Source organism: Bradyrhizobium sp. AZCC 1719 (assembly GCF_036924525.1).
GTDB lineage: Bacteria > Pseudomonadota > Alphaproteobacteria > Rhizobiales > Xanthobacteraceae > Bradyrhizobium.
The window spans coordinates 3,655,397-3,679,628 of the sequence record NZ_JAZHRU010000001.1 but is presented as its reverse complement, the minus strand read 5'-3'; the positions used below and the strand labels follow the sequence as shown (position 1 = coordinate 3,679,628).

At 63.1% G+C, this 24,232-nt stretch carries 22 protein-coding genes and 1 pseudogene; 11 read left to right on the top strand and 12 right to left on the bottom strand.

Features of this window, described 5'->3' with window-relative positions:
* Positions 1–129: 129 nt before the first annotated feature.
* The 11 genes and pseudogenes from V1292_RS17210 to V1292_RS17160 form a co-directional block, all read right to left on the bottom strand.
* Positions 130–1,782, bottom strand: coding sequence for a regulator (locus V1292_RS17210; protein ID WP_334373910.1), 1,653 nt, complete (start codon positions 1,780–1,782; stop codon positions 130–132).
* Positions 1,779–2,489, bottom strand: a complete 711-nt coding sequence (locus V1292_RS17205) for a cysteine hydrolase family protein (RefSeq protein WP_334373909.1) — start codon at positions 2,487–2,489, stop codon at positions 1,779–1,781. Before V1292_RS17205 ends, V1292_RS17210 begins: the two co-directional genes overlap by 4 nt.
* A gap of 260 nt (positions 2,490–2,749) precedes the next feature.
* Positions 2,750–4,145, bottom strand: a pseudogene (locus V1292_RS17200) (hypothetical protein).
* A gap of 195 nt (positions 4,146–4,340) precedes the next feature.
* Entirely contained in the window at positions 4,341–5,564 is a 1,224-nt protein-coding gene (locus tag V1292_RS17195) for an allantoate amidohydrolase (RefSeq protein ID WP_334373908.1), read from the bottom strand.
* 4 nt (positions 5,565–5,568) lie between these two features.
* On the bottom strand, positions 5,569–6,507 hold the full coding sequence (gene puuE, locus V1292_RS17190; RefSeq protein ID WP_334373907.1) for an allantoinase PuuE: 939 nt from the start codon (positions 6,505–6,507) through the stop codon (positions 5,569–5,571).
* Positions 6,508–6,509: 2 nt separating this feature from the next.
* Positions 6,510–6,923: a DUF3830 family protein gene (locus tag V1292_RS17185; protein WP_057851712.1), complete on the bottom strand. Its 414-nt coding sequence runs from the start codon at positions 6,921–6,923 to the stop codon at positions 6,510–6,512.
* 129 nt (positions 6,924–7,052) lie between these two features.
* Entirely contained in the window at positions 7,053–8,195 is a 1,143-nt protein-coding gene (locus tag V1292_RS17180) for a mechanosensitive ion channel family protein (protein ID WP_334373906.1), read from the bottom strand.
* A gap of 163 nt (positions 8,196–8,358) precedes the next feature.
* Positions 8,359–9,150: a shikimate dehydrogenase family protein gene (locus V1292_RS17175; RefSeq protein WP_334373905.1), complete on the bottom strand. Its 792-nt coding sequence runs from the start codon at positions 9,148–9,150 to the stop codon at positions 8,359–8,361.
* Between the two features lie 5 nt (positions 9,151–9,155).
* The gene (locus V1292_RS17170; RefSeq protein ID WP_156433648.1) at positions 9,156–9,983 is read right to left on the bottom strand and encodes a carbohydrate ABC transporter permease; all 828 of its coding nucleotides are present in this window, start codon (positions 9,981–9,983) and stop codon (positions 9,156–9,158) included.
* Between the two features lie 8 nt (positions 9,984–9,991).
* Positions 9,992–10,891 carry a carbohydrate ABC transporter permease gene (locus V1292_RS17165; RefSeq protein ID WP_334373903.1) on the bottom strand — a complete coding sequence of 300 codons (900 nt, stop codon included), beginning with the start codon at positions 10,889–10,891 and terminating at the stop codon, positions 9,992–9,994.
* Complete coding sequence (locus V1292_RS17160) at positions 10,888–12,252, bottom strand: ABC transporter substrate-binding protein (protein WP_334373902.1); 1,365 nt, start codon at positions 12,250–12,252, stop codon at positions 10,888–10,890. The genes V1292_RS17165 and V1292_RS17160 overlap by 4 nt, the downstream gene beginning before the upstream one ends.
* Positions 12,253–12,407: 155 nt before the next feature.
* On the opposite strand from V1292_RS17160, the gene V1292_RS17155 reads away from it, so the two are divergent.
* The 11 genes from V1292_RS17155 to V1292_RS17105 all read left to right on the top strand — a co-directional run bounded on the left by V1292_RS17155 (position 12,408) and on the right by V1292_RS17105 (position 23,754).
* Positions 12,408–13,166: a FadR/GntR family transcriptional regulator gene (locus V1292_RS17155; RefSeq protein ID WP_334373901.1), complete on the top strand. Its 759-nt coding sequence runs from the start codon at positions 12,408–12,410 to the stop codon at positions 13,164–13,166.
* Between the two features lie 76 nt (positions 13,167–13,242).
* The gene (locus V1292_RS17150) at positions 13,243–14,316 is read left to right on the top strand and encodes an LLM class flavin-dependent oxidoreductase (RefSeq protein WP_334373900.1); all 1,074 of its coding nucleotides are present in this window, start codon (positions 13,243–13,245) and stop codon (positions 14,314–14,316) included.
* Positions 14,317–14,400: 84 nt separating this feature from the next.
* Positions 14,401–15,378 carry an NADPH:quinone oxidoreductase family protein gene (locus tag V1292_RS17145; protein ID WP_334373899.1) on the top strand — a complete coding sequence of 326 codons (978 nt, stop codon included), beginning with the start codon at positions 14,401–14,403 and terminating at the stop codon, positions 15,376–15,378.
* Between the two features lie 29 nt (positions 15,379–15,407).
* Positions 15,408–15,989: a DUF2889 domain-containing protein gene (locus V1292_RS17140; RefSeq protein ID WP_334373898.1), complete on the top strand. Its 582-nt coding sequence runs from the start codon at positions 15,408–15,410 to the stop codon at positions 15,987–15,989.
* 306 nt (positions 15,990–16,295) lie between these two features.
* A complete protein-coding gene (locus tag V1292_RS17135) occupies positions 16,296–16,604 on the top strand; it encodes a helix-turn-helix domain-containing protein (protein ID WP_334373897.1) in 309 nt (102 codons plus the stop codon).
* Positions 16,604–18,619, top strand: a complete 2,016-nt coding sequence (hyfB, locus tag V1292_RS17130; protein WP_334373896.1) for a hydrogenase 4 subunit B — start codon at positions 16,604–16,606, stop codon at positions 18,617–18,619. The genes V1292_RS17135 and hyfB overlap by 1 nt, the downstream gene beginning before the upstream one ends.
* On the top strand, positions 18,610–19,566 hold the full coding sequence (locus tag V1292_RS17125) for a respiratory chain complex I subunit 1 family protein (protein WP_334373895.1): 957 nt from the start codon (positions 18,610–18,612) through the stop codon (positions 19,564–19,566). Before hyfB ends, V1292_RS17125 begins: the two co-directional genes overlap by 10 nt.
* A 5-nt stretch (positions 19,567–19,571) precedes the next feature.
* Positions 19,572–20,234 carry a hydrogenase-4 component E gene (locus V1292_RS17120; protein ID WP_334377079.1) on the top strand — a complete coding sequence of 221 codons (663 nt, stop codon included), beginning with the start codon at positions 19,572–19,574 and terminating at the stop codon, positions 20,232–20,234.
* Positions 20,231–21,682: a hydrogenase 4 subunit F gene (locus V1292_RS17115; RefSeq protein ID WP_334373894.1), complete on the top strand. Its 1,452-nt coding sequence runs from the start codon at positions 20,231–20,233 to the stop codon at positions 21,680–21,682. The genes V1292_RS17120 and V1292_RS17115 overlap by 4 nt, the downstream gene beginning before the upstream one ends.
* Before the next feature lie 14 nt (positions 21,683–21,696).
* Positions 21,697–23,208, top strand: a complete 1,512-nt coding sequence (locus tag V1292_RS17110; RefSeq protein WP_334373893.1) for a hydrogenase large subunit — start codon at positions 21,697–21,699, stop codon at positions 23,206–23,208.
* 12 nt (positions 23,209–23,220) lie between these two features.
* Positions 23,221–23,754 (top strand): NADH-quinone oxidoreductase subunit B family protein, encoded by a 534-nt coding sequence (locus V1292_RS17105; protein ID WP_334373892.1) that lies wholly within the window; start codon positions 23,221–23,223, stop codon positions 23,752–23,754.
* A gap of 6 nt (positions 23,755–23,760) precedes the next feature.
* On the opposite strand, the gene V1292_RS17100 is transcribed toward V1292_RS17105, so the two are convergent.
* Positions 23,761–24,075: a helix-turn-helix domain-containing protein gene (locus V1292_RS17100; protein WP_065748838.1), complete on the bottom strand. Its 315-nt coding sequence runs from the start codon at positions 24,073–24,075 to the stop codon at positions 23,761–23,763.
* Between the last annotated feature and the right edge of the window lie 157 nt (positions 24,076–24,232).

Here is a 24,232-nt window from a genome sequence, read left to right as displayed (position 1 = left end):
GAGCCGCGAAGTGGCGTCTCGAAGGATGAAGGCCCCGCCTGTGGCCTCATGGTTCGAGACGCGCGGAGCCTGTCATCGGGCGCGCATTCGCGCGACCCGTTGGCGCTCCTCACCATGAGGGGAGAGAGCTCACTCCGCCGGAGCTGCGGCGGGCACTTCCGGACGCGCGCCATAGGCAACACTCGCTCTGGTCTTCGCCAGCGCAAACAGTCCCGCCGCCATCACGGCATAGGCCAGCGCCACCCCCGGCGTGACGCCGAGACCACCACCGATGCCGACGGCTTCGCCGTGCATGAAGCCGAAATAGGTCATGATGGCGCCGGCCAGTGCGAACGCCGACGCCTTCATGAAGTCGCGTTCGATCACGAACACGCCGATTGCGCCGAGCACGAGGCCGGTGAGGATCGAGCCGCCGCCCATCACTTCCAGCCCGGGATAGAGCACGCCCTGTTGGGGCAGCGCTGATATGGCGGCCGTCTTGACCGCATCGACCTTGTCGGCGGCGAGACCGCCGACGGTTTGCGCCGCAGCCATGCTCGCACCGAGCATGGTGTCGATCTGCAGCTTCGCCCACGCCGCGAGATGCGGTGTCAGCGCCAGCACGATCGCGGGAGCGTGCTTGAGCGGCGTGGTCTGGAACGCCTGCGCGCCGATCAGCATGCCGATATAGAGCAAGATCGGCGAGATCGCGACCACGGGCACCAGCGCCAGCAGCACCGAGATGATGCCGAACCACGACAGCAGCACCACCATGATGCCGGTCGCGGCCGAATAGCCGATACGCCCGCCCATCGCTTTCCAGCCGGGATGGCCGATATAAACATCGTTGATGAAGGGATTGCCCATCAGGCAGCCGATCAGGCTGACGACGCCGTCGGCGGTCAGCACGCGCGTGGTCGGATATTCGTCGCCGGCCGCTTCCGCGCTTTCGACATTGTCCATGGCTTCGACGAGGTCGTAGATGCCGAACGGGATCGCGGTTACCAGGATGATGCCGAGGAATTCGAAGCCGGAGAACACATGGCCGAAGGCCGGCAATGGCACCGAGAAGCCGAAATTGGCAAAGGCATCACTGAGGCCCTTCAGGCTCAACCCGCCGAGCCCGAGGCCGAACAGGTTCGATCCCCAGGCGATGAGCATGCCGGCGGCAATGGCGACGAGGCCCGCCGGAATACCCTTCGGATATTTCACGCCACCGAACCAGCTCACCAGGATAATGGCGAAGCAGATCAGGCCGATCTGCGGCGTCATGTACATTTCCAGCGCCGGCCGCATCGAGATGAAGGTGACGGAGACACCGGCGAGCGTGCCGAGCAGCGCCGCGCGCGGGGTGATTTTCCGGATGTAGGGCGCGATGAATCCGCCGATCATTAGAATAAAACTCTGGAAGAACACCCAGACCAGGCCGGCCGACCAGCCCTTCACGGGGTCACCGGTCTTGAGCGTGATCGGCAGCATGATCACGAAGGTGACGATGAACATGTGCGGCACGCTGACGCCGGACGGCAGCGCGCAGACGTCATTGCGGCCGGTCTTCTGCGCCAGCCTGTAGGCGAGATACGCGTAATAGAACGTCGAGAGGCACATCATCAGGCCGAGCGCCGGCAGGATGCGGCCGAAAACGATATTGTCCGGCATCTTCAGCACGAAGCGCAACAGCCCGGTCAGCACTAGCATGTTGACCAGGATGTTGGTGCCGAAGCCGAACAAGGCGTTCCAGTCGCCTGGCGTCCATAGCGCCGGCTTGAAAGTGGATGTACCTGATGTCCCCGTTGCGCTCATCGTGATGCCCCCGCTACTGCCGTTGTTGGAATCTCCGGTAAAAGCGCCTCCAGCACCGCGGCCGAAACCGAAACCCAGCCGAAGATGCCGCCCTGCGCCTTGATCATCTTCAGGCCCATCTCGTGGAATTCGGGAAAATAGGAGGCACAGCCATCCGCCAGCACCACGCAGCGATAGCCGCGGTCGTTGGCTTCGCGCACGGTGGTGTTGACGCAGACCTCAGTGGTGACGCCGCATACCAAAAGATTCTCGATGCCGTAGCGCTGCAGCACGTCGCCGAGCTCGGTGGCGTAGAACGCGCCCTTACCCGGCTTGTCGATCACGATCTCGCTGTCGAGCGGATAGAGTTCGGGAATGATGTCGTGGCCGGCTTCGCCGCGAATGAGAATGCGTCCCATCGGGCCGGGATCGCCGATGCGCAAGGACGGCGCGCCGCGCTCGACCTTGGCCGGCGGCGCGTCGGAAAGATCGGGCAGATGGCCCTCGCGGGTGTGAATGACCAGCATGCCGGCCGCGCGCGCCGCTTCCAGCACGGCGGCGATCGGCTTCACCGCGCGCGCAAGCTGGCTGACATCGTTGCCGAGCGTCTCGCCAAAACCGCCCGGCTCCATAAAATCGCGCTGCATGTCGATGATGAGAAGCGCGGTCGCGGCCCAATCGAGCTCGATCGGCTGCGGCTCCGCTGCGAGCTTTGTTGAGTTCGCCATGACGTACGCGCCCCGAACGAGAGAACTCCTCGGGAGAAATCAAGCAAAGCGCGTGCCATTGTGTACAATGGCGGCCGGCGGCCGACGGCGGCAAAATTGATCGTTGTTTCAATTCGTTGATTGTCGATGCTGAGGCGGTGCGCTTTCCGTCCAACGCATTCTGGACGGGCACCTGCTCATTATCTAAGCAAACCGCAATTGCGCGTGCCTGCCACGGGCTGAACGACAACTTGTCTGTACTGGCGCCGGGCATCGCCTCGCTATGCAGAGGCCGCCTCGAGAGATTGCGAATTCCAGCTCAGCAGCGGGGTCCCGTATGCCCTCCTCCAGACCGTCAGGAAACGGGGAAACCAGGAGTGCGCGACGGCTCCCTGATAGGCCCACGTGCGATACTTGAGGCCGTTTTCCGACAGCAGTTCCTGATATCCGCCGTGCGTCTCGGTCGCGGTACGGATATCCCTCAAAATATCGCGGGCGCAGGACCGGTACTTGTCGGTGCCGGAAAATTCATCGTACTCCAGCATGCGATCGGCGAATTCGACGTTGAACGTCGGCCAGCAGGAACGCCCCTGGTAGGCCGGAGCCGCGATCTTGTGGATCATCTTTGTTCTGCGGGTTATCCGTGGACACCAGGAAGTGAAATGTGTCCGGGATTCGAAACCGCGGCTCGCCAAGTATCAGATCCGTCGTGGCGGCAAACAGCGCGCGTTCGCCCGCCTCGCTCAGATCCCAAAATCCCTGGTGCACATTGACGAAGTCGAGCGCAACGGAAGACGCCCCCGGTTCGCTCCTGGAATCCAGGGAATGCCTGACATAGCCATGCTTGCCGAACAGCCCGAGCAACTCCTTTTTATACTGTGAAAGCTCGCGTCCGAGCAGTCCTTCCAGCTCGATCCGGTCGATCACCCCTAAACGTATGCCGCGCACAAAAGTCGCGTAGACGCATGCATTGGTGACGAACCGCCGGCGCTCGGCGCGGGTATCCGTTGCCGCGGAACGGGGTGCGTTTACGTCACAAAGCAAAGCTGTGAGGCCGTTGTCGTCGAACGGCTGCAACGAGCCGGCAAGTTGAAATATCGCTTTCTCCAGGTCCTTCCGATACTCGCCAAGCAACAAGCGGCCGGCATAGGCTCCCTGCGCCATCGCCAAAAACGAAGATGTCCTTTGGTCCGCGCGCACGATCTGTTCCAGACCCGCGAGGATGCCCAACAGCGTATCCGACGGCAGCGAGAAGTAATTGATGCCGATGTACCGATCGCGGCCTGCGGGAACAATGGTCGTCGTGACGACATTGGAGCGAACGGCCTCAAGCATCAGCCGGACGCTTTTTTCGAGCAAGCGAACCCTGCGGACAGCATCCTCGGAATCCACGATGGTCTCGGGATCGAGCACGTCGGGATAAAACCAGGCAAAGTCACGGGGATAATAGGCGGATGCGTGCGGCGCCCCCGTGACCAGAAAGTCTTCCGTCGGAGAAAAGGCACTGTCGACCGAGTGCCTGTACAGCTCCTCGATCCCAGCCGGTGGGCGATATTTTCTCAGGAACCGATCACCGAGAAAATTGACGGCCTGAATACCGTTGGCGACACAGGAGGCAAACGGACCCTGATAAAATCTGTATTCGTGATGTGATGAAAATGAAATATGACGATGCATAGGCTTGGATCAACGACGTCCCGTGGTGTCGATTATCACGTGTTGCTACTCATGACATCGTCGATTCGTATTTCTGTCAGATGAATTGTGATGTCACAGCATTGTCATAAACCAGCATCGCAGCAGCGCTCAGGTCAGCTCTTGCAGGTGCGCAAATTTAATCCAGACGAACGCTGAAACTTAGGCCTGCCGCCTTTACCTCGGCCGGAAATTCTCGATCAGCCGCAGCAATACGCGCGCCCCCGCATCTGCGTCGGCAAGTTCGACATGCTCGGCCGGGTTATGGCTGATCCCGCCGCGGCAGCGCACGAACAGCATGGCGACATCGGCGATATCGATCATTGCCATGCCGTCATGCCCCGCCCCGCTCGGCAGTTCGAACACGCCATAGCCTTCGGCCGCAACCGCTTCCGCGACTTGCGCCTTCAGCCATGGCGCGCAGGGCACGGTGCGGTTTTCATGGGTGACGTCGATCTGCAGCGACAGTTCACGGCGCGCCGCGATCGCCTCGATCTGCTGCACGATCTCGGCGACGGCGCGCTTGCGGTGCGGATCGGCCGGCGCGCGGATGTCGAGCGTGAAGGAGACACGCCCCGGAATGACGTTGGTTGCGCCCGGCAATGCGTTGATCACGCCGACGGTGCCGACCAGGCCGGCGCCATCGGCCTTGCAGAATTGCTCGACCGCGACGATGCATTCGGCAGCGCCCGCCAGCGCGTCGCGCCGCAGCGCCATCGGCACCGTGCCGGCATGGCCGGCCATGCCGGAGAGATTTGCGGCGAGCCGCGTGGCGCCCGCGATGGCCGTCACTACCCCGACCGGAATGTCTTGCTGTTCCAGCACCGGCCCCTGCTCGATATGCAGCTCGACATAGGCATGCAGCTCGCGCCGCGCCCGCGCCGCCGCACCGATCTCACCAGGATCGAGGCCGAATTGCACCATCGCCTCGCGCATCGAGACGCCGTCACGGTCGCGCGCGTCGAGCACGCTTGCATCGAAGGTTCCCGCGACCGCCCTGCTGCCGAGCAGCGTCGAGGCAAACCGCACGCCCTCCTCATCGGCGAAACCGACGATCTCGATCGCGAACGGCAGCCGCACGCCGCGCCGGTTCAGATCGGCGACGCAGGCGATCGCGGTGATCACCCCGAGCGGCCCATCCCATTTGCCGGCATCGCGCACGGTGTCGTAGTGCGAGCCCAACATCAGGCACGGCAGTCCCGGGCGGTCGCCTTCGTAACGGCCGCAGACATTGCCGATGGCGTCGAGATGCGCTTCCATACCGGCATCCCGCATCCACGACAGAATGAGATCGGCCGCGATGCGATGCTCAGGCGACAGGAATATCCGCGCCAGATGATCGGGCGTCTCGGAAATCGTTCCGAGCTGATTGATACGGCTTACGATTTCATCGCCGAGCATTGCTTCATCCGATATCGAAAGCGCTATCGGCAGGATGCGGCAGATTGGCGTGCCAGTGCTGCGCGATCTGCAGCCGCGTCGGTACCCAGACGCGCTCGTGGTTTCCGATGTAGTCGAGAAACCGCATCAGCGCCGCCGCGCGCCCGGGGCGGCCGACGACCCGGCAATGCAGGCCGACCGACATCATCTTCGGCGCGCTCTCACCTTCCGCATAAAGAACGTCAAAACTGTCCTTGAGGTAGGTGAAGAATTCATCGCCGCCGCCAAAGCCCTGCGCGTTGACAAAGCGCATGTCGTTGGCGTCGAGCGTATAGGGGATGACCAGATGCGGCTTGGAGCCCCGCGACTTGATCCAGTACGGCAGGTCGTCGGCATAGGAGTCGCTGAGATAAAGCAGACCGCCGGCCTCCATCAGAAGCCTTAAGGTGTTGATCGAGGAGCGCCCGGTGTACCAGCCGAGCGGGCGGGCGCCGGTTGCCTCGGTGTGGACGCGGATCGCCGCCGCGATCTCGGTGCGCTCCTCGTTCTCCGACATGTCCTTGTGCTCGATCCATCTGAGGCTGTGGCTGGCGATGTCCCAGCCGGCCTCCTTCATGGCAGCAACCACGTCGGGATTTCGCTGCAACGCCTTTGCGACGCCGAACACGGTGACCGGCAAATTGCGCCCGGTGAACGCCCGCCACAGCCGCCAGAAGCCGGCGCGCGAGCCATATTCAAACATCGACTCGATGTTGGCATGGCGCTGTCCGGGCCAGGGCTGCGCACCCAATACGTCGGACAAAAAAGCCTCCGAGGCGCGATCGCCGTCGAGAACATTGTTCTCGCCGCCTTCCTCGAAATTGACCACGAACTGCACCGCAACCCGCGCGTTGCCGGGCCACTTCGGATCGGGCGGGTTGCGCCCGTAGCCGCGAAAGTCGCGCGGATAGGTCGGCGCCGCCATGATCAGACTTCCTCGAAGCGGATCTTCTGCGCGCCCTTCCACAGCACGGCCTTGCCGAATGCGGTCAGGTTCTCCAACCCCGAAGTCAGGGTAATGAAATGGTTGCCGGCGAGTTGGCCCATCTTGCTCGCAAAGTGCACGCCGCCATAGGCCAGCAGGATTTCGGTCTCGCTGATGCCGCCGGGATAAAGAATGATCTGGCCGGGCGCGGGATAGCTGGTGTGGTTCTCGTAGGAGACGCCGAAATCGAGATCGCCGAGCGGCATCCAGACACCCTCGCCGCTCCAGCGGACGTGGATCGCCTGGCTCTCGAATGGCATCGCCTTGCGAAAGGCAGCGACCGTCTTCGGCGCCAGTTGCTCCTCGAAACGGGCCTGGAAAGTAAATTCACCGGCACGGACAATCAGTTGGCTCATCGATCTCTTCTTCTGGATATAGGTGAGGACGTGGTTCAGCCGTATCCATTACAGCCCGAACAAGCGGACGCAAGGCCTCATTCGGCAGTTTCGGCGAGGACATCGGAGCCGGGAATTCGCCTGCAGGAGCTAGCTGTGGGCCGTCGCCGGGACCGGACGGGACTGCGCATCGCCGCGCTCGAAACTGTCGCCGAAGTCGGCGAGCCGGGGCGATATCATGGCACGTTCGCGCGGGAAGGCTTCCGGCATCTCCTCGCGAATGAAGGTGAGCAGCTTTTCCCTGATCTCGCAGCGCAGATCCCAGGCTTGCGGCGCGGATCTGGCGCTGACCAGCGCCCGAAGCTCGATCGCCCGCGGGCTGGCTTCCACCACCTGGAGATTGACCACCGCGCCATCCCACAATTTGGACTCGCGCACGGCCTCCTCAAGCCGGTGCCTGATCCGCGAGACATCGGTGCAATAATCGACATGAAGCGTAACGGCCCCGATCAGCGACTGGGTATCGCGGGTCCAGTTCTGGAAGGGACGCTCGATGAAGTAGGACAGCGGCACCACCATCCTGCGCCAGTCCCACAACCGGACCACGACATAGGTCGAGGCGATGTCCTCGATCCACCCCCATTCGTTCTCGATGATGACGGCGTCCTCGATCCGGATCGGTTGCGTGATCGCGATCTGAACGCCGGCGATGAGGTTGCTGAGCAAAGGCCTTGCGGCAAGGCCGACGATCAGGCCGGCCGCGCCGGCGGAGGCGAACAGGCTGACGCCGTACTGCTTGACGGACTCGAAGGTCATCAGGGCGGTGGAAACGGCAATGATGACAATCAAGATATGGATCACGCGCTTGAAGACACGCACCTGGGTGACGTGCTTGCGGGCGAGAAAATTCTCATCGGTATCGAGGCGGAAGCGCTGAAGATAGCGCGCGGCCCCCATGTCCACGGCGCGAACCGTGATCCATCCGATCAGCGCGATCACGGCAACGATGAAGAAGTGCCTGAGCTGTTCACGCAGCACGTCGTTCAAAGGCGCCAGCGGCAGCACCAGCGCCACGGCGACGAGACAAAGCGCCAGCCGCGCCGGGCCGGAGACCCTTTGCAGGAGCAGCGTGACGGCCGGCCAGCGCATCCGCAGCGCGCGCTTGATGATTCTTGCGGCAATACCGTACACCAACAGCGCCACGGCAATGGCGCCGACAACGAGGCCAAGCCCGACCAGCCATTGTGGCGCCCAATCAAACGCCTGCTCGACCTTTGACAGAAGATCTTCCATGCCGGATTCCCACTGCGTAGCGTCGTTCGGCCGCTAACGCACTAATCTGTGCATTGGTCCCGCATCTGGCGCAGCGCAGCAATTCATCTTACGCATCGCGGAGGTCGATCGGCGAAATCGGGAACTTTGGCGTGATGGCACGCGGTTGCGATCCGCGATGGGCTCAGGATTCGCCGCGCCAGAATGCAGTCTGCAGGGGCAGTTGGTGTTTGATCATCGCGACGCCATCAACCACCTTCAGGCCGCGCGCGGCGCAGGCTTGCATGAACTCCGTCCGACGGGCGGCGATGATATCGAATACGGCGCAATCATCCGGCAGCCTCGCGGGATTCATCGGCAGGGCGTCCGTCTCGCGAAGCCCGAGCGAGGTAGCGTTGACGAGCAGGCCGGCGTCGTCGAATTTTTCGTCCAGGCTGATTTCGAGATCTTCGAAACGGCTGCGGAGTTTTGCGGCAAGAATTTCGACCGGACCCGGCGCTTCGTTCAGGATCCGCAGCCGCTTTAGTCCGGCGGCAGCGAGCGCGTGACAGATCGCGCGGCCGGCTCCCCCCGCCCCGATCACGACGCAGCGACGATCTGGATCGAATATCCTCGCCTCGCGCGCCGCATTCAGGAAACCGCCGCCATCGAAGGATTCGCCGACCAGCCGACCGCCAGCCTCGATCCGGATCGTGTTGACGACGCCTTCGAACTCTGCGGCCGGCCCGACCGCATCGCATAGCTCGAACGCCGCCGGCTTGTGCGGCATCGTGAGATTGAAGCCGGCGACGCTCGGCGATTTCGCGAACGTGCGGATCGTCTCAGAGAGATGTTCCGGCGCGATGTCGAGCGGCACCATGTGCCAGTCCAGCCCATTGCCCTGGAAGTAAGGCGTGTAATGGCGGGGCGCGCCGACATGGCCGGCCGGATGGGCAAAGATGAATACAAATCGTGAAGCACCGGTCGGAAGCCGCATCGCCATCACCCTTTCACGGCGCCCGCTGTCAGCCCGCTCACCAGATAGCGACGCACGGCGAGCGAGAAGATCAGGACCGGCGCCATCACCAGCGAGCCGCCCGCGGCGATCTTGCCCCACTCCCATCCCTCGTAGTTCATGAAGTTGACCACGGCGACCGGCGCCGTGCGCGCGTTGGTCCGCGTCAGGATCAGCGCAAAGAAGAAGTCGTTCCAGGCGTAGAGGAAGCACAGGATCGCGGTGGCGGCGATGCCGGGCGCGACCATCGGCAGCACGATCTGGAGGAAGACAACCCGTGTCGACGCACCGTCGACCAGCGCCGCCTCTTCCAGCGACGACGGCACGGTTTCAAAAAACGGTTGCATCATCCAGATCACCAGCGGCAGGTTGAAGCTGGTGTAGACCAGCACCAACCCGGTGACGGTGTCGAGCAGCCCGATCCAGCGATAGAACAGGAAGAACGGAATCGTGAATGCGATCGGCGGCGCCATTCGCGTCACCAGGATGGCGAAGCTCAGCGCGTGCTTTCCTCGCCCCGCCCATCGCGACAACGCGTAGGCCGCGGGCACCCCGAGAACGAGCGCCAGCGCCGTGGAGAATGACGCACTCATCAGGCTGTTGACAAAGGAGGCCGCGAACGCGCCTTGCCAGAGCGACGCATAATTTTGCAGCGTCGGCGTGAAGATCAAGGGCGGCGGAAACTGCAGGATCAGGTCGTTGGACTTGAAGCTCATCTGCAAGAGCCAGAGAAACGGCGACAGCAGCACGATCAGCGTCACGCCGATCGCAACGAGCCGGCGCGGGCTGGCCGAACGGCGGACCGGGCCACTCATGCCCCCACTCATGCCATGGCCTCGCGGCGGCGGCCCATCCACACCACACCGAGGCTGACCGCGACGACGAGCAGCAGCATCACGATCGTGACCGAACTGGAATAGCCGATTTCGTTGAAGTCGAAGGCGAGCAGATAGGCATAGTAGTTGGTCACCTCGGTGACGCTGCCCGGTCCGCCGCCGGTCAGGAGGAACACCAGCGGAAATGCCTTGACGCTGTCGATCAGGCGAAACATGCCCGAGATGACCAGGATCGGCGTGATGAAGGGCAGCGTGATGTAGAAGAAGATCTGCAGCCGGTTGGCGCCGTCGACCAGGGCGGCTTCGGAAAATTCCTCCGGAATGGTCTGCAGCGCCGCCAATACCATCAGGAAGGTGAAGGGCATCCATTCCCAGGTGTCGGCGATGATGATCGCGGTCAGCGCGAAATCGACGCTCGAAGTCAGCGACGGCATGGTCACGTTGAGCAGGCTTGCGGCGTAGTAGAGCGGACTGATGTCGGGCGTGTAAATCAGCTTCCAGATGATCGCCACGACGATCGGCGGCAGCACCATCGGAATCAGGAACAGGGTGCGGGCGAATTCCACGACGCGCGACTGCGTGTGCAGCAATAGCGCCAGCAGCATGCCGAGCAGGACCTGCAACAGCACGCCCCAGAACGAGAGCTTGGCCTGCACCCATAGCGAATTGACGAAGCGCGGGTCGCCCGGGAGCAGGCGATAGTTCCGCAAGGGCGAGCTGAAATCTGTCGACGAGCCGGGATTGACCAGTTGGAACGGCGTCAGGCTGGTCACGACAAGATAGATCGCAGGCAAGCCTGCGATCACGAACAACACGATCAGGCTCGGCGCCAGCGCGATGCGATTGAAGCGGCGGCGCTCGGCGTCGACCAGTCCTTCTCCGCTCAAAGCGCGGTCCCGGCGCGGCGGAGATTGGCGACCGCCTGCTCCTGCGCTGCATTCATCGCAGCTTGGGCTGCGAGCTGCCCGGTCGCCACCTGTTCGAACGCCTTGTTGAGGACATCGCCAACGATCGGGAACTCCTTCACGGTGCGATAGGCCATGTAGTTCTCGCCCTTGGCCGGCAGCCCCAGCACTTCGAGATAGAGCGCGCCGAGGTCCTGGCCGTTGACCGTGTTCAGCTTGCGGTATTCCTCACTCTCGATGACGGATCTGCGGCAGACCGAGGAATGGCCGTGCTCCTTGACGAGCCGCATCGAGATTTCGGGGCTGAGCGCCCACTTGATGAATTCCCACGCCGCTTTCTTGTTCTTGGCGTTCTTGGGAATGCCGAGACCCTGGCTGTTGGCGGCCGGGTAGTCGTGCACAGGCCCGGCGGGCATCCTGACGACGCGGGAGGTGTCTTTCACCTTGCTGTCGTTCGAGAGCAGGATCGGCGTAATCCAGGCGCTGGAATGAATGAAGATGTTGGAGCGGCCGGTCATGTGGGATTGCCGCGCCTGATCCTCGGTGTAGGTGAGTACGCCCTTCGGCGCGTAGTTCTTCAGCAGGTTCGCGTAATATTCAACGGCCCGAATCGCTTCCGGCGAGTTCAGCGTCGGCATGATGTCGGCAGGCGGCTTGCGGAAGATGTTGCCGCCAAAGCCCTGGATATAGGGCGGCAGGCACCAGTGATGGAGCTGGAAGCTGACGATGCCGTTGACGTTGTCGGTGCCGTTGATCTCGGCGCAGACCTGCTGCAGTTCGGCAAAGGTCCTGGGAATCTTGAGTCCCTTTTTCTCCATCAGGTCCATGCGCGACAGGCCCATCACCATGGCCCCACCTTCCCAGGAATAGCCGTAGGTGGCGCCCTTGGCGTCGCGGTACGGCACCTGCGCACCCTCGACGAAATCCTTCGGATTCCATCCCGCCGGCGTCAGATTTGGATCAGTGGTGAATTCGTCGAGATTGGCGAGCAAGCCGGCCGCCACCCAGCGCGCGGCCAGGATGAAGGTGACATTGACGAAATCGAACGCCGAGCCGCCCGACGACAATTCGAGGTTGGCCTGCTGGTTGTAGACCGGAAACGCCGAGAGCTGCAGATCGACCTTCATGCCGGTCTGCGCCTCGAACTCCGGAATGTAGTTCTGCAGCAGCGTGAAAAAGCGGTGCTGAAAGGACGCGCCGCGCAGCGTGACGCCGGCAAACGGTTTTGCTTGTGCAATAGCCGGCATCGGAAATGCGGCCGCGCCGAGGGTGGCGGCGCCGGCCTGAAGCAGCGTTCGGCGGCTGAAGCCCGCGGATGTATGGCTCGAATTCTTCTTGGTCATGGCAGCCTCCCTGACGGTCTTTTTGGATAATATGACCGACATAAAATGTGCTGTCAAAAGGATGCTTCTCTCAGATGCACTATTTTTATGGTATCAATTGACATCACATCGCAATAAAGCAGACAATATTATTTCAAGGCTTGAGGGTCCACGATTTGCCCAGGGACGTCGAACTCCGTCAGTCCAACACCCACGTCGCGCGGGAAATCGCCAAGCTCATCGTCTCCGGCACGTGGCAGGAGGGAAGCACGCTGCCGCGCGAGATCGAGCTCGCGTCGCAATTCAGCGTCAGCCGTACCTCGATCCGGGAATCGCTGTCCATCCTCAAGGCAAAGGGCTTGATTGCGGCGCGGCAGAAGGCCGGCACCCATGTCCGCGAGCGGATTAACTGGAACATGCTGGATGCAGAGCTTCTGGAATGGACATGGGCGCTGCGTCCGACGGAAGAGTTCGCCCGCCAGCTCACGCAGGTGCGCCGGATCGTCGAACCTGAGGCTTGCGCGATCTGCGCCGAGCGCGGCTCGGACACCGACCTCGCCCGGATCGAACGGGCATACCGGGAGATGGACGCCGCGGGGATGGACAGCCGCGCCTATTCCGAGCCCGATCTGCGCTTCCATCGCGGCATCCTGACGGCGACCGGCAACGACTTTCTGGTCGCCTTCGGCGCCACCGTCGAGGCGGCGCTGCGGATGTCGTTCGATCTCTCGACGCTGAACCCGGGCGCGCCGCGCAAGAGCCTGCCCTATCACCGCGCCATCCTCGACGAGATCTGGGCGCGCAATCCCGACGGCGCGCGGCGCGCGATGCATCGCCTGATGGACCTGACCGAGCGCAACATTACCTCGGCGCTGTCACGCCGGCATGGCGAAGCGCTGGCGGCAGTGGGCGCGGAGCGCGAAGGCGACGCCTAAACACAAGTCGCTAAGCGCTTGCATTCGCACGACGATGCGCGTTTCATTCGGTCAAACCAAAAACCGGGAAGCGCCCATGCCCGCAAGAATCATCGGAATGATCGGCACCCAGCAGGAGGGCGTCGCGGTTCACCTGATCAAGGGACAAATATCGCGGCAATGGGTGGTCGATTTCACCCGGCTGCACGAGCAGTGGAACTACGATTCCGTTCTTGTCGGCTATTACGCTTCCGCCGCCGAAGGTTTTGCGATTGCACTTTATGCCGCCGATCACACCGAGCGGATCAAGTTCCTGATCGCACACCGGCCGGGCTCGGTGGCCCCCGCACTGGCCGCGCGGCAGGTCGCGACCTTCGACCAGCTCTCGCAGGGCCGGATGGCGCTGCATATCATCGCCGGCACCAGCGACGCGGACCAGGCGAGCGAAGGCGACTTCCTGCCCAAGAACGACCGCTATCGCCGCGCCGGCGAATATCTGGAGGTGATGCAAAAACTCTGGACCAGCGACAGCCCGATCGATCACAAGGGCGAATTCTACCGCGTCGAGGGCGGTTTCTCCGACATCAAGCCCTATCAGCAACCCTTCCCTCCGCTGTTTTTCGGCGGCTCGTCGGAGGGCGCGCTGGAGATGGGCGCCAAACATTGCGACGTGTTCGCGATCTTCGGCGAGCCGCTGAAGGAAACGCGGGAACGGGTGCAGGATTTCCGCCGTCGCGCAGCTGCCTTTGGGCGCAGCGTCGGCTTCAACATGTCGCTGCGGCCGATCATGGCGGACAGCGAAGGCGCGGCGTGGGACAAGGCGAACGCCCTGCTGGCGGATGTCGAGCGTAAGACCGGTGCCGCGCCGCAGCCGACCAATCATTCCGCCGAACGCCTGCTCGGCTACGCCGCGCGCGGCGACGTCCATGACGAGCGGCTATGGATGGGGATCGCGCGTGCCACCGGCGCTCCCGGCAATACATCATGCCTGGTCGGAACACCCGAGCAGATCGCGGCAGCCGTGCTGGAATATTACCGGCTCGGCATTCATTCCTTCCTGCTGCGCGGTTTCGAGAATCCGCACGACACGATGGCGATCGGGCGCGACTTGATTCCGCTCATCAAGCAAGGCGCGCTGGCGATCGACCGGCAGGCCGAAGCTGCCGAATAGAGTTCACCTCAAGTATCTGCAGGCGCCTCAAGACACCGGCGCAAGGTCTTGGGATATGAAGAGAAAACGCATGAAAGAATTTGCATGAAGGCGGTCGTTGTCGAGAACTACAATTCGATCGACGGAATCTCGATCAAGGAGATCGATACGCCCGGCCTCGCCGCGGGCGAAGTCCGTGTCAGGGTCGGCGCCGCGGCAGTCGGCTTCGTCGATGGCTTGAAGGTGCAGGGCCTTTATCAGACGAAGGACCCGCTGCCGTTCGTGCCAGGAACGGAGTTTGCCGGAACGGTCGATGCCGTCGCCGACAATATCGGCGCGTTCAAGCCGGGCATGCCGGTGATCGGCATGGCCCGTTCCGGCGCGCTCGCCGAATATATCTCGGTGCCGTCTGCGGCGCTCCAGCACCTGCCGCCGCAAGTTCCGTTCGAGGCTGGGGCGTCGTTTCAGGCCAACTACCTGACCGGGCTTTACGCGCTGGATGCCCGCGCGTCGCTGCGCGAAGGCGAAATATTGCTGGTGCTGGGCGCGGCCGGCGGCGTCGGCATCGCAGCCGTCCAGATTGGGAAGCTGATGGGCGCGCGGGTGATTGCCGCGGCCTCAACGCCGGAAAAGCGCGACTTCGCGGTTCGTCACGGCGCCGATCAGACCATCGACTACACCCAGGCGGATTGGCGGGAGACGCTGAAGGAATTGACCGGCGGACATGGGCCGGATGTCATTTTCGATCCTGTCGGCGGTGAAGTCTCGCTGCAGGCGTTCCGCTCGATCGCCTGGCGCGGGCGGCACCTCGTCGTCGGATTCGCCTCCGGCACCATTCCAGCGCTGGCGTTCAACCTGCCGCTGCTGAAAGGTGGCGCGCTGCTCGGCGTCGACCTCGCCCAGATCCAGAAGCGCGAGCCGGAAACTCACGCCCGCCTGATGGCGCAATTGTTCGACTGGCTGGCATCGGGAAAATTGCTGCCCGTGGTCGGCAAGATCGTGCCGTTCGAGAATTTCCGCGAGGCTTTCAAGACCATGCAGTCGCGATCGGCGCTCGGCAAGATGATCGTGAAATTCGGCTGAAGCGACGCATCGAAGCAGGATACGGACTGATGTCTCTGGAAAACGGCAAGCCATCGCGCCGCCTGATGCACACGCGATCGGTCGAATGCGAAGGCTTCCTGCGGGATGACGGGCTCTGGGAAGTCGAGGCGTGGCTGCGGGATACAAAGCCTTTCACCCAGCGTGCCGATCGTTTCCGCAGCGAACTGAAGCCGGGCGATCCCGTCCACGATATCGGCCTGCGGCTGGCGATCGACGACGGCATGACCATTCGCGAGGCGGAGGCGATGATGCGCGCCACGCCCTACCCGACCTGCATCGAGGTCGAGCCGATCTTGCAGCGCCTGGTCGGCGAGCGGATAGGGCCGGGCTGGCGCGAGACGGTGCGGCGCAAGATCGGCCGGATCGAGACCTGCACGCATCTCGCCGAATTGCTCGGCCCCGCCGTGACCACGCTGTATCAGACCATGTCCTATGGCAGAAATCCGGAAGGCCGCGACACGCTGGAGAACCAGCAGAACTCCGGCCAGCGTCCGTTCTTCATCGGCGGCTGCCATTCCTGGCGCACCGACGGCCCCGTCGTCGCGGCGATGTTTCCGCAGTTCGCGACCAAGCCGGCGGCGCAGGATTGAGGACGCGTAATTAGTCTCCGTGTCCCGGACGCGGCGCAGCGCGTAGCGCTGCTCCGCAGAACCGGGACCCCAGCGCACCGAGCAAGGACCCCGGATCAGCAGCACATCACGCCGCCAAGAAGCGGCGCGCTGCGCAGCATCCGGGGAACGCCACGTGGATCGGGCCAGAAGCCAGCACGCTTCGTCCTCAAACGCACCCCTCAGAATAGATATCTGAGATATCACTTGTTGACATCTGAACATCAATACTTAGGATGCAGGAATGACGTCCATAATTGGCCCGAGCCTTGCCGGCGAGGCAGACTGATGATCACTGCGGCTCAATTACGGGCTGCCAGGGTGCTTCTCGGCATCGATCAGCGTCGGCTCGCGGCACTATCGGGGCTTTCGGTGCCGACCATCCAGCGCATGGAAGCAAGTGAGACCATGGTCCGGGGCAATGTCGATTCGCTGGTGAAGCTGATCACCGCGCTCGAGGGCGCCGGCATAGAATTGATCGATGCCGGGGCGAGCAGCGCCGACGGCGGACGCGGCGTGCGGCTGAAGGCCGATTACGGATCTTCCAACGCGCGACCCGAAATCAAGGCATCGAGCGGAGCGAGGTCGCGCAAATAATGTCGGCCGTCGCTCTGCAAATGGTCTGTGTCGCCGGGTTGCTTGGGCTGGCCGTGCTGGCGATCGCGCTGAGCCGCTCGAAGACCGTCACGGCCGTCATCTACGGCGCGACACTGGCGGTATCCGCGATTGCACTGATCGGCGCGTTGCGCAACCTGCTCGGCGGCCCCACGGACGCCACCACCCTCACCTTGCCGGTGGGCTTGCCGTGGCTTGGGGCGCATTTCCGTCTCGACGCATTGGCCTCGTTCTTCCTCATCGTCGTCAATCTGGGCGGGGCATCGGCAAGTCTCTACGGCCTCGGTTACGGCCATCATGATCCCGCGCCGCATCGCGTACTGCCGTTCTTTCCCGCCTTTCTGGCCGGCATGAATCTCGTGGTGCTGGCCGACGACGCATTTTCCTATCTGCTGTGCTGGGAATTCATGTCGCTGGCGTCCTGGGCGCTGGTGATGGCGCACCATCGCGAACCGGGCAACGCCAAAGCCGGCTACGTCTATCTCGTGATGGCGAGTTTCGGCACGCTTGCCTTGCTGCTGGCGTTCGGCCTGCTGGCAGGGCCTGCCGGAGACTATGGATTTGCGGCCATACGCGCCGCGCAGCACGCGCCATACTCAGCGACGCTGGTGCTGATCCTGATGCTGCTCGGCGCCGGTTCGAAGGCTGGCCTGGTGCCGCTGCATGTCTGGCTGCCGCTCGCCCATCCCGCGGCCCCGAGCCATGTTTCGGCGCTGATGAGCGGCGTCATGACCAAGGTCGCGATCTACGGCTTCATTCGCGTCATGTTCGATCTGCTGGGACAGCCGACATGGCCGGTCAGCGCGGTCGTACTGTTCCTCGGCAGCATCACCGCCGTCATGGGCATTCTTTACGCCATGATGGAAAAGGATCTGAAGCGCCTCCTGGCCTACAGCACCATCGAAAATATCGGCATCGTCTTCGTCAGCCTCGGCCTTGCGATGGCGTTCCAGGCCAATGGCATGAATCTCGCCGCCGCGCTCGCCTTCACGGCTGCCCTGTTTCACGTGCTCAACCACTCCTTCTTCAAGAGCCTGCTGTTCTTCGGCGCCGGCGCCGTGCTGACTGCGACGGGCGAGCGCGACATGGACAAACTGGGCGGCCTCATTCACCGCATGCCGTTCACGAGCTTCGTCGTTCTCGTCGGCTGCGTTGCGATCTCGGCGCTTCCGCCGTTCAACGGCTTCGTGTCCGAATGGCTGATCTTCCAGGCGGTGTTGCAAAGCCCGGAGCTGCCGCAATGGGCGCTGAAGATCATGGTGCCGGCGGTCGGCGCGATGCTCGCGCTGGCGGCGGCGCTGGCGGCGGCCTGTTTCGTCAAGGCTTATGGCGTGACCTTTCTCGGTCGCCCCCGCGGCCCAGCGGCAGAGACCGCCCGTGAAGTCGACCGCTTCTCGCTCGCGGCCATGTTCATCCTCGCCGTGCTTTGTCTATTGACCGGAATCCTGCCGGGACTGGCAATCGACGCCCTTGCGCCGGTCGCCTCCCAAATTGTCGGCAGCCGCATGCCGGCGCAGGCCAGCCAACCCTGGCTTTCGATCGTGCCGATCGCGGAGGGCCGCAGTTCATACAATGGATTGCTGGTGATGGTGTTCATCACGGCAACCGCGTCGTTGGCGGTCTATTTCATTCACCGCTTCGCCTCGCGCGCGCTACGACGGGGGCCGGCCTGGGGATGCGGTTTCTCCGACGCGGCACCCGCCGCGCAATATTCAGGCGTCAGCTTTGCGCAACCGATCCGCCGGGTGTTTGGCACGCTGGTCTTCCACGCCCGCGATCACGTCACAATGCCGCCGCCGGGAGATATCGGGCCGGCGCGGCTCAGGATCGAATTGCACGACCTGGTCTGGAGCGGAATGTATGCGCCGATTGCGGATGCCGTCGGCTTCTTGTCCACGCGGCTCAACCGCCTGCAGTTCCTGACCATCCGGCGATATCTCAGCCTGGTCTTTGTCACCCTCGTCACATTGCTGCTGGTGCTCGCGATATGGTCGTGATCTCCGACATCATCGTGCAAGGTGTGCAGATGCTGCTCGTGCTGCTGCTCGCGCCGCTGTTGACCGGCTATGTGCGCAAGATCAAGGCCCGGCTGGTACGCCGCCAGGGCGCCTCCATCTTTCAGCCCTATCGCGACCTGCTCCGGCTAATGCGCAAGGAGGTGGTGCTCGCCGACAACGCATCATGGCTGTTCCGCGTCACGCCCTACATCACCTTCGCCGCGATCTGGGTGGCCGCTGCGCTGGTGCCGACCTTCGCGACCGGACTGTTGTTCAACTGGACAGCCGATCTGATCGCCATCGTTGCGCTATTGGGAAGCGCGCGCTTCTTCCTCGCACTCGCCGGAATGGACGTCGGCACCAGTTTTGGCGGCATCGGCTCCAGCCGCGAAGTCATGATCGCCGCACTTGCCGAGCCCGCGATGCTGCTGATCGTGTTTTGCCTGGCGCTCGTCGCCGGCTCGACCCAGCTTTCGACGGTCGCGCATTTCCTGGCGTCGTCCTACGTGGGCTTGCGGGTGTCGCTCGGCATGGCGCTGGTCGCACTGTTCATGGTGGCGATCGCGGAGAACGCCCGCATTCCGGTCGACAATCCGGCGACGCACCTCGAACTCACCATGGTGCACGAGGCGATGATCCTGGAATATTCGGGGCGCCATCTGGCGATGATCGAGCTCGGCGCGTTCCTCAAACTGCTGCTCTATGTCTCGCTGATCGCCTGCGTGTTCTCCCCCTGGCAGATCGCGCTGTACGGCAGCGGAGCGCTGTCCTACACGATCGGCGCCGGCGCCTACATCGTCAAGCTCGCGCTGGCCGGCTTCCTGCTCGCGCTGTTCGAGACCGCGACCGCAAAGATGCGGGTGTTTCGTGTTCCGCAGTTCCTCGGCGCGGCGCTCATGCTGGGCTTGCTCGGCACCCTGCTCCTGTTCGTCTCGAGGAGTTTCTGATGCAGATGCACAGCCTCGCCTTCGACGTTTCGCACACGCTGGCCGGCGGACTGGTGCTGATCAGCCTTATGATGCTGTATCAGGACCGTCTCTACTCGCTACTCAACGTTTTCGCGCTCCACGCTCTGGTGCTGTCGCTCTCGGTCGCCTGGCAGGCCTTCATCCAGGACGCGCCCCATCTCTACGTCACCGCGTTCATCGCCTTGGTGTTCAAGGCAATCGTCATTCCGGTGGCGCTGCACCGCATCGTCAAGCAGCTCGGAATTCACCGCGACATCGAATCCGCCGTCGGAATCGGCCCGACCATGCTGGCCGGGATGGGCCTGGTCGCGCTCTCGCTGGTTCTGATGCTGCGGGTGACGAGCGACGCCGACCCGCTGGCGCGCGAGGATCTCGCCTTCGCCCTGTCGGTGGTGCTGCTCGGGCTTCTGGTCATGGTGACGCGCCGCAACGCGGTCAGCCAGGTTGTCGGCTTCATGTCGCTCGAGAACGGACTGGTACTGGCGGCAACCGGGGCCAAGGGAATGCCGCTGGTGGTCGAGATCAGCGTCGCCTTCTCGATCCTGATCGCGTTCATCGTGATCGGCATCTTCCTGTTCCGAATCCGTGAGCGCTTCGATTCGGTGGATGTCTCCGCGCTCGACGACTTCCGGGGCGAACGCCGATGACCTTGCCTTTCTTCGACCCGGTCACAGCGGTTCTGCTGATACCGATCTGCTCGGCGGCGCTGCTGGCCGCCCTGCCCGGCTACCGTCTGACGGCGCGGCTGAACGTCCTGGCCAGCCTCGCAACTTTCCTGTCTGCGCTCTGCCTGTTCGTGATGGAACGTTCCTCCCCCGGACCGTATGTGCTGATCGACGACCTGAACATCGTCTTCATCGTGCTCAATACGTTCGTCGGATTCACCACCAGCATCTTCAGCGCGAGCTATATCGCGCATGAACTCGAAACCGGACGGCTGACGCCGACGTACCTGCGTTTCTACCACGCCATGTATCAGACCATGATGTTCGGCATGAATCTGGCGTTCGTTTCGAACAATATCGGCCTGATGTGGGTGGCGGTCGAACTCGCGACGCTCACGACGGTGCTGATGGTCGGCATCTACCGTACCCATGCGGCGCTCGAAGCCGCCTGGAAATATTTCATCCTCGGCAGCGTTGGAATTGCACTCGCTTTGTTCGGCACCATCCTGGTCTATATGGCGGCGCGCCCGGTCATGGGCGAAGGTCAGGACGGCATGGTCTGGACGCTACTGGTCGAGCGCGCCGCGAACTTCGACGCGGCCCTGCTCAACGTCGCGTTCGTGTTCCTGTTTCTCGGCTACGGCACCAAGGTCGGCCTCGCACCGCTCCATGCCTGGTTGCCCGACGCGCACGCCGAGGGTCCGACGCCGATATCGGCCGTGTTGTCGGGTCTGCTCCTGAACGTCGCGCTCTATGCGCTGCTGCGCTTCAAGATATTGCTCGCGGCCAACCCGGCCTCGATCGCGCCCGGTCCGCTGATGGTGACGATGGGCCTGGTCTCGCTGATCTTCGCGGCGTTCATGCTATACCGGCGGCGCGATATCAAACGCCTGTTCGCCTACTCCTCGATCGAACACATGGGCATCATCGTGTTCGCGTTCGGCATGGGCGGCCCGCTCGCCAATTTCGCCGGGCTGCTGCACATGGTGATGCATAGCCTGACCAAGTCGGCGATCTTCTATGCTGTGGGTCATATTGCTCAGATCAAGGGCACCCAGCGGATCTCGCGGATCCGCGGCTTGACCGTGACCCATCCGGCGCTCGGCTGGGGACTGGTGGTAGGCGTCGTCGCAATCGCGGGACTGCCGCCGCTCGGCATCTTCATGAGCGAATTCCTGGTCGTGAGCTCGACCTTTGCAAGGCAGCCATTGCTTGCGATCGTACTGGTGTTCGGGCTGCTATTGGCCTTCGGCGCCCTGACGTTGCGCCTGACCAGCGTCGCCTTCGGCGAACCGCGCGGCAGCACGGCGCCTGCCGACGCATCCTACATTCCGATGTTCGCGCATCTCGCACTGGTATTGGGCGCAGGGATTTATCTTCCCGCCCCGCTGGTGGTCTGGTTCCAGCACGTGGCCCAACTCCTTGGATAGAGGACAGGACTGACATGCCATCGCTGATCGATCTGTCGCTGGAAGGCCGCAAGGTCGGGCAACACAGCCCGTGGCTGCGCGTCGTGGTCGATGCTTCGGTCTGGACGTTTGCGGCGAGCGAACTGGCGCATGGACGCTGGAGCCTGCTTGGCCTGTGGGGCGATCCCGCAACGGTTCACATGGCGATCATGGATGGGCAGGCCGCTGACATCGCGGTCATCAGCCTGGATTGCCCCAATCGTCGCTTTCCTTCCGTAGGCCGGCATCACCCGCCGGCCCGGCGGTTGGAGCGCACCATCCACGATCTGTTCGGATTGTCCGCCGAGGACTCTTCCGATGCACGGCCCTGGCTCGATCACAATCGCTGGGGCGTGCGCTTCCCGTTGGGCGATCGCATCGACGCGCTGCCGAAGGCGGCGCCCTATCGCTTTCTCGCCGCGGAAGGCGACGGCCTGCACCAGATTCCGGTCGGCCCGGTGCATGCCGGGATCATCGAGCCCGGACATTTCCGCTTTACTGCCAGCGGCGAGACCGTGGTCCGGCTGGAGCAACGGCTGGGATATGTCCACAAGGGCATCGACGGCCTGATGACCGGTGCGAGCCTCGAACGCGGCGTTCGGCTCGCCGGCCGCGCCTCGGGCGACAGCACCGTCGCCTATGCCTACGCATTTTCGCGCGCCGCCGAAGCCGCACTTGATCTCAAGGCGCCGGAGCGCGCCGTGTTCCTGCGGGCGCTGCTCGCAGAACTCGAGCGGCTCGCCAACCATCTCGGTGACATCGGCGCGATCTGCAACGACGCTTCCTTTGCGCTGATGCACGCGCATTGCGGCGTGTTGCGCGAGAGCGTACTGCGTGCAGCCGGTGCGGCCTTCGGCCATCGCCTGATGCGCGACGTCATCGTGCCCGGCGGCGTGGCCCGCGACATCGGCAAGGACGGGATGGAAGCCATCCAGGCCGCGCTGGACAATATCCGCCTGCGCTTTCCCGCGCTGGTCGAACTCTACGACAACACCGCTTCGCTGCAGGATCGCACCGTCGATACCGGCACGCTGAAAACTTCACTGGCGAGCCAATATGGAGCCGGCGGCTATGTCGGCCGCGCCTCGGGCCGGTCGTTCGATGCGCGCCGCGCGCTGGCCTATCCGCCGTATGACAGCCTGCACTTCGACGTTCCTGTCCTGAACGAAGGCGACGTCAACGCCCGTGTCTGGATCAGGATCCGCGAAGTCGAGCAAAGCCTTTCGCTGATCGACCAGATACTGAGCCGGCTTTCCGAGGGACCGATACGCAAGGAAGTCCCGCTTGGAGGAGAGGTACGCGAGGGCATGGCGATCGTGGAGGGATTCCGCGGCGACATTCTGGTCTGGCTGCGCTTGCGCAATGGCCTGATCGAGCGATGTCACATGCGCGACCCCTCATGGTTTCAATGGCCGCTGCTGGAAGCCGTGATCGAGAACAACATCGTCGCTGACTTTCCGCTCTGCAACAAGTCGTTCAACTGCTCCTATTCGGGCCACGATCTGTAAGGACGTTACGCGATGCGCAAGCTGCTTTTCGAAAGCGTGTTTCGCCAGCCGCTCACCGAGCCGGCGCCATCGGCGGCCGATGCCGCGGTAGCGGAACTTGCGACCGCCGTCGGCCAGACGGCGCGGCGGCGGCTCGGCCGGAGCCTTTCGATACGCGAGGTCGATGCCGGATCCTGCAACGGATGCGAGTTGGAAATTCACGCGCTCAACAACGCCTATTACGACGTCGAGCGGTTCGGCCTGCGGTTCGTCGCCTCGCCGCGTCATGCGGACGTCCTGATGGTGACGGGACCGGTGACGAAGAACATGCGCGAGGCGCTGGAGCGCACCTATCACGCGACGCCGAACCCAAAATGGGTCGTCGCGGTCGGAGATTGCGCGCGGGACGGCGGATGTTTTGCCGGCAGCTATGCGGTCGTCGGCGGCGTCTCCGAAGTCGTCCCGGTCGACCTGCACATTCCGGGCTGCCCGCCCACCCCGGTCGCAATGCTGCGCGGTCTTCTTGCACTGCTGGAACAGGCGGGCGCGAACGCCGTGACGTCGTGAGGAAAGCTATCGAACCCGCTCCAGTACCTTCTTGGGTTGGCGCACGGTCTTGACCTTCATCTTCGGATTTGTGACATGTTCGCGAAGGCGTACGCCCCGCCCCCCGGTCGCGCTCGCGGCGCCCGGATTGATCAACTCGATCCCGGCGCTCTCAAGCGCGGAAACCAGTTTCATGAGGGAATCGACATTGGCGCGGATGACGCCATCGCTGGCTTCCATGCGTTGGATGGTCGGCACGGAAAGATCCGCGAGATCGGCCATCTGCCGCTGATCTATGTTCAGGAGTGCGCGCGCGGCCCTGAGTTGATTGGCGGTAATCATGGGACGGGTTCTCCGATTCCGGATTAATACGGATATACCGTCTAAATTACGGGCTCAAGCATCAATTCAGAGGTTCAGCACATCACACACGCCAGGGACATCCGCCATGAGCGATTTGGCATCAGGCATGCTACATGATAAACGATGGCTCATACAT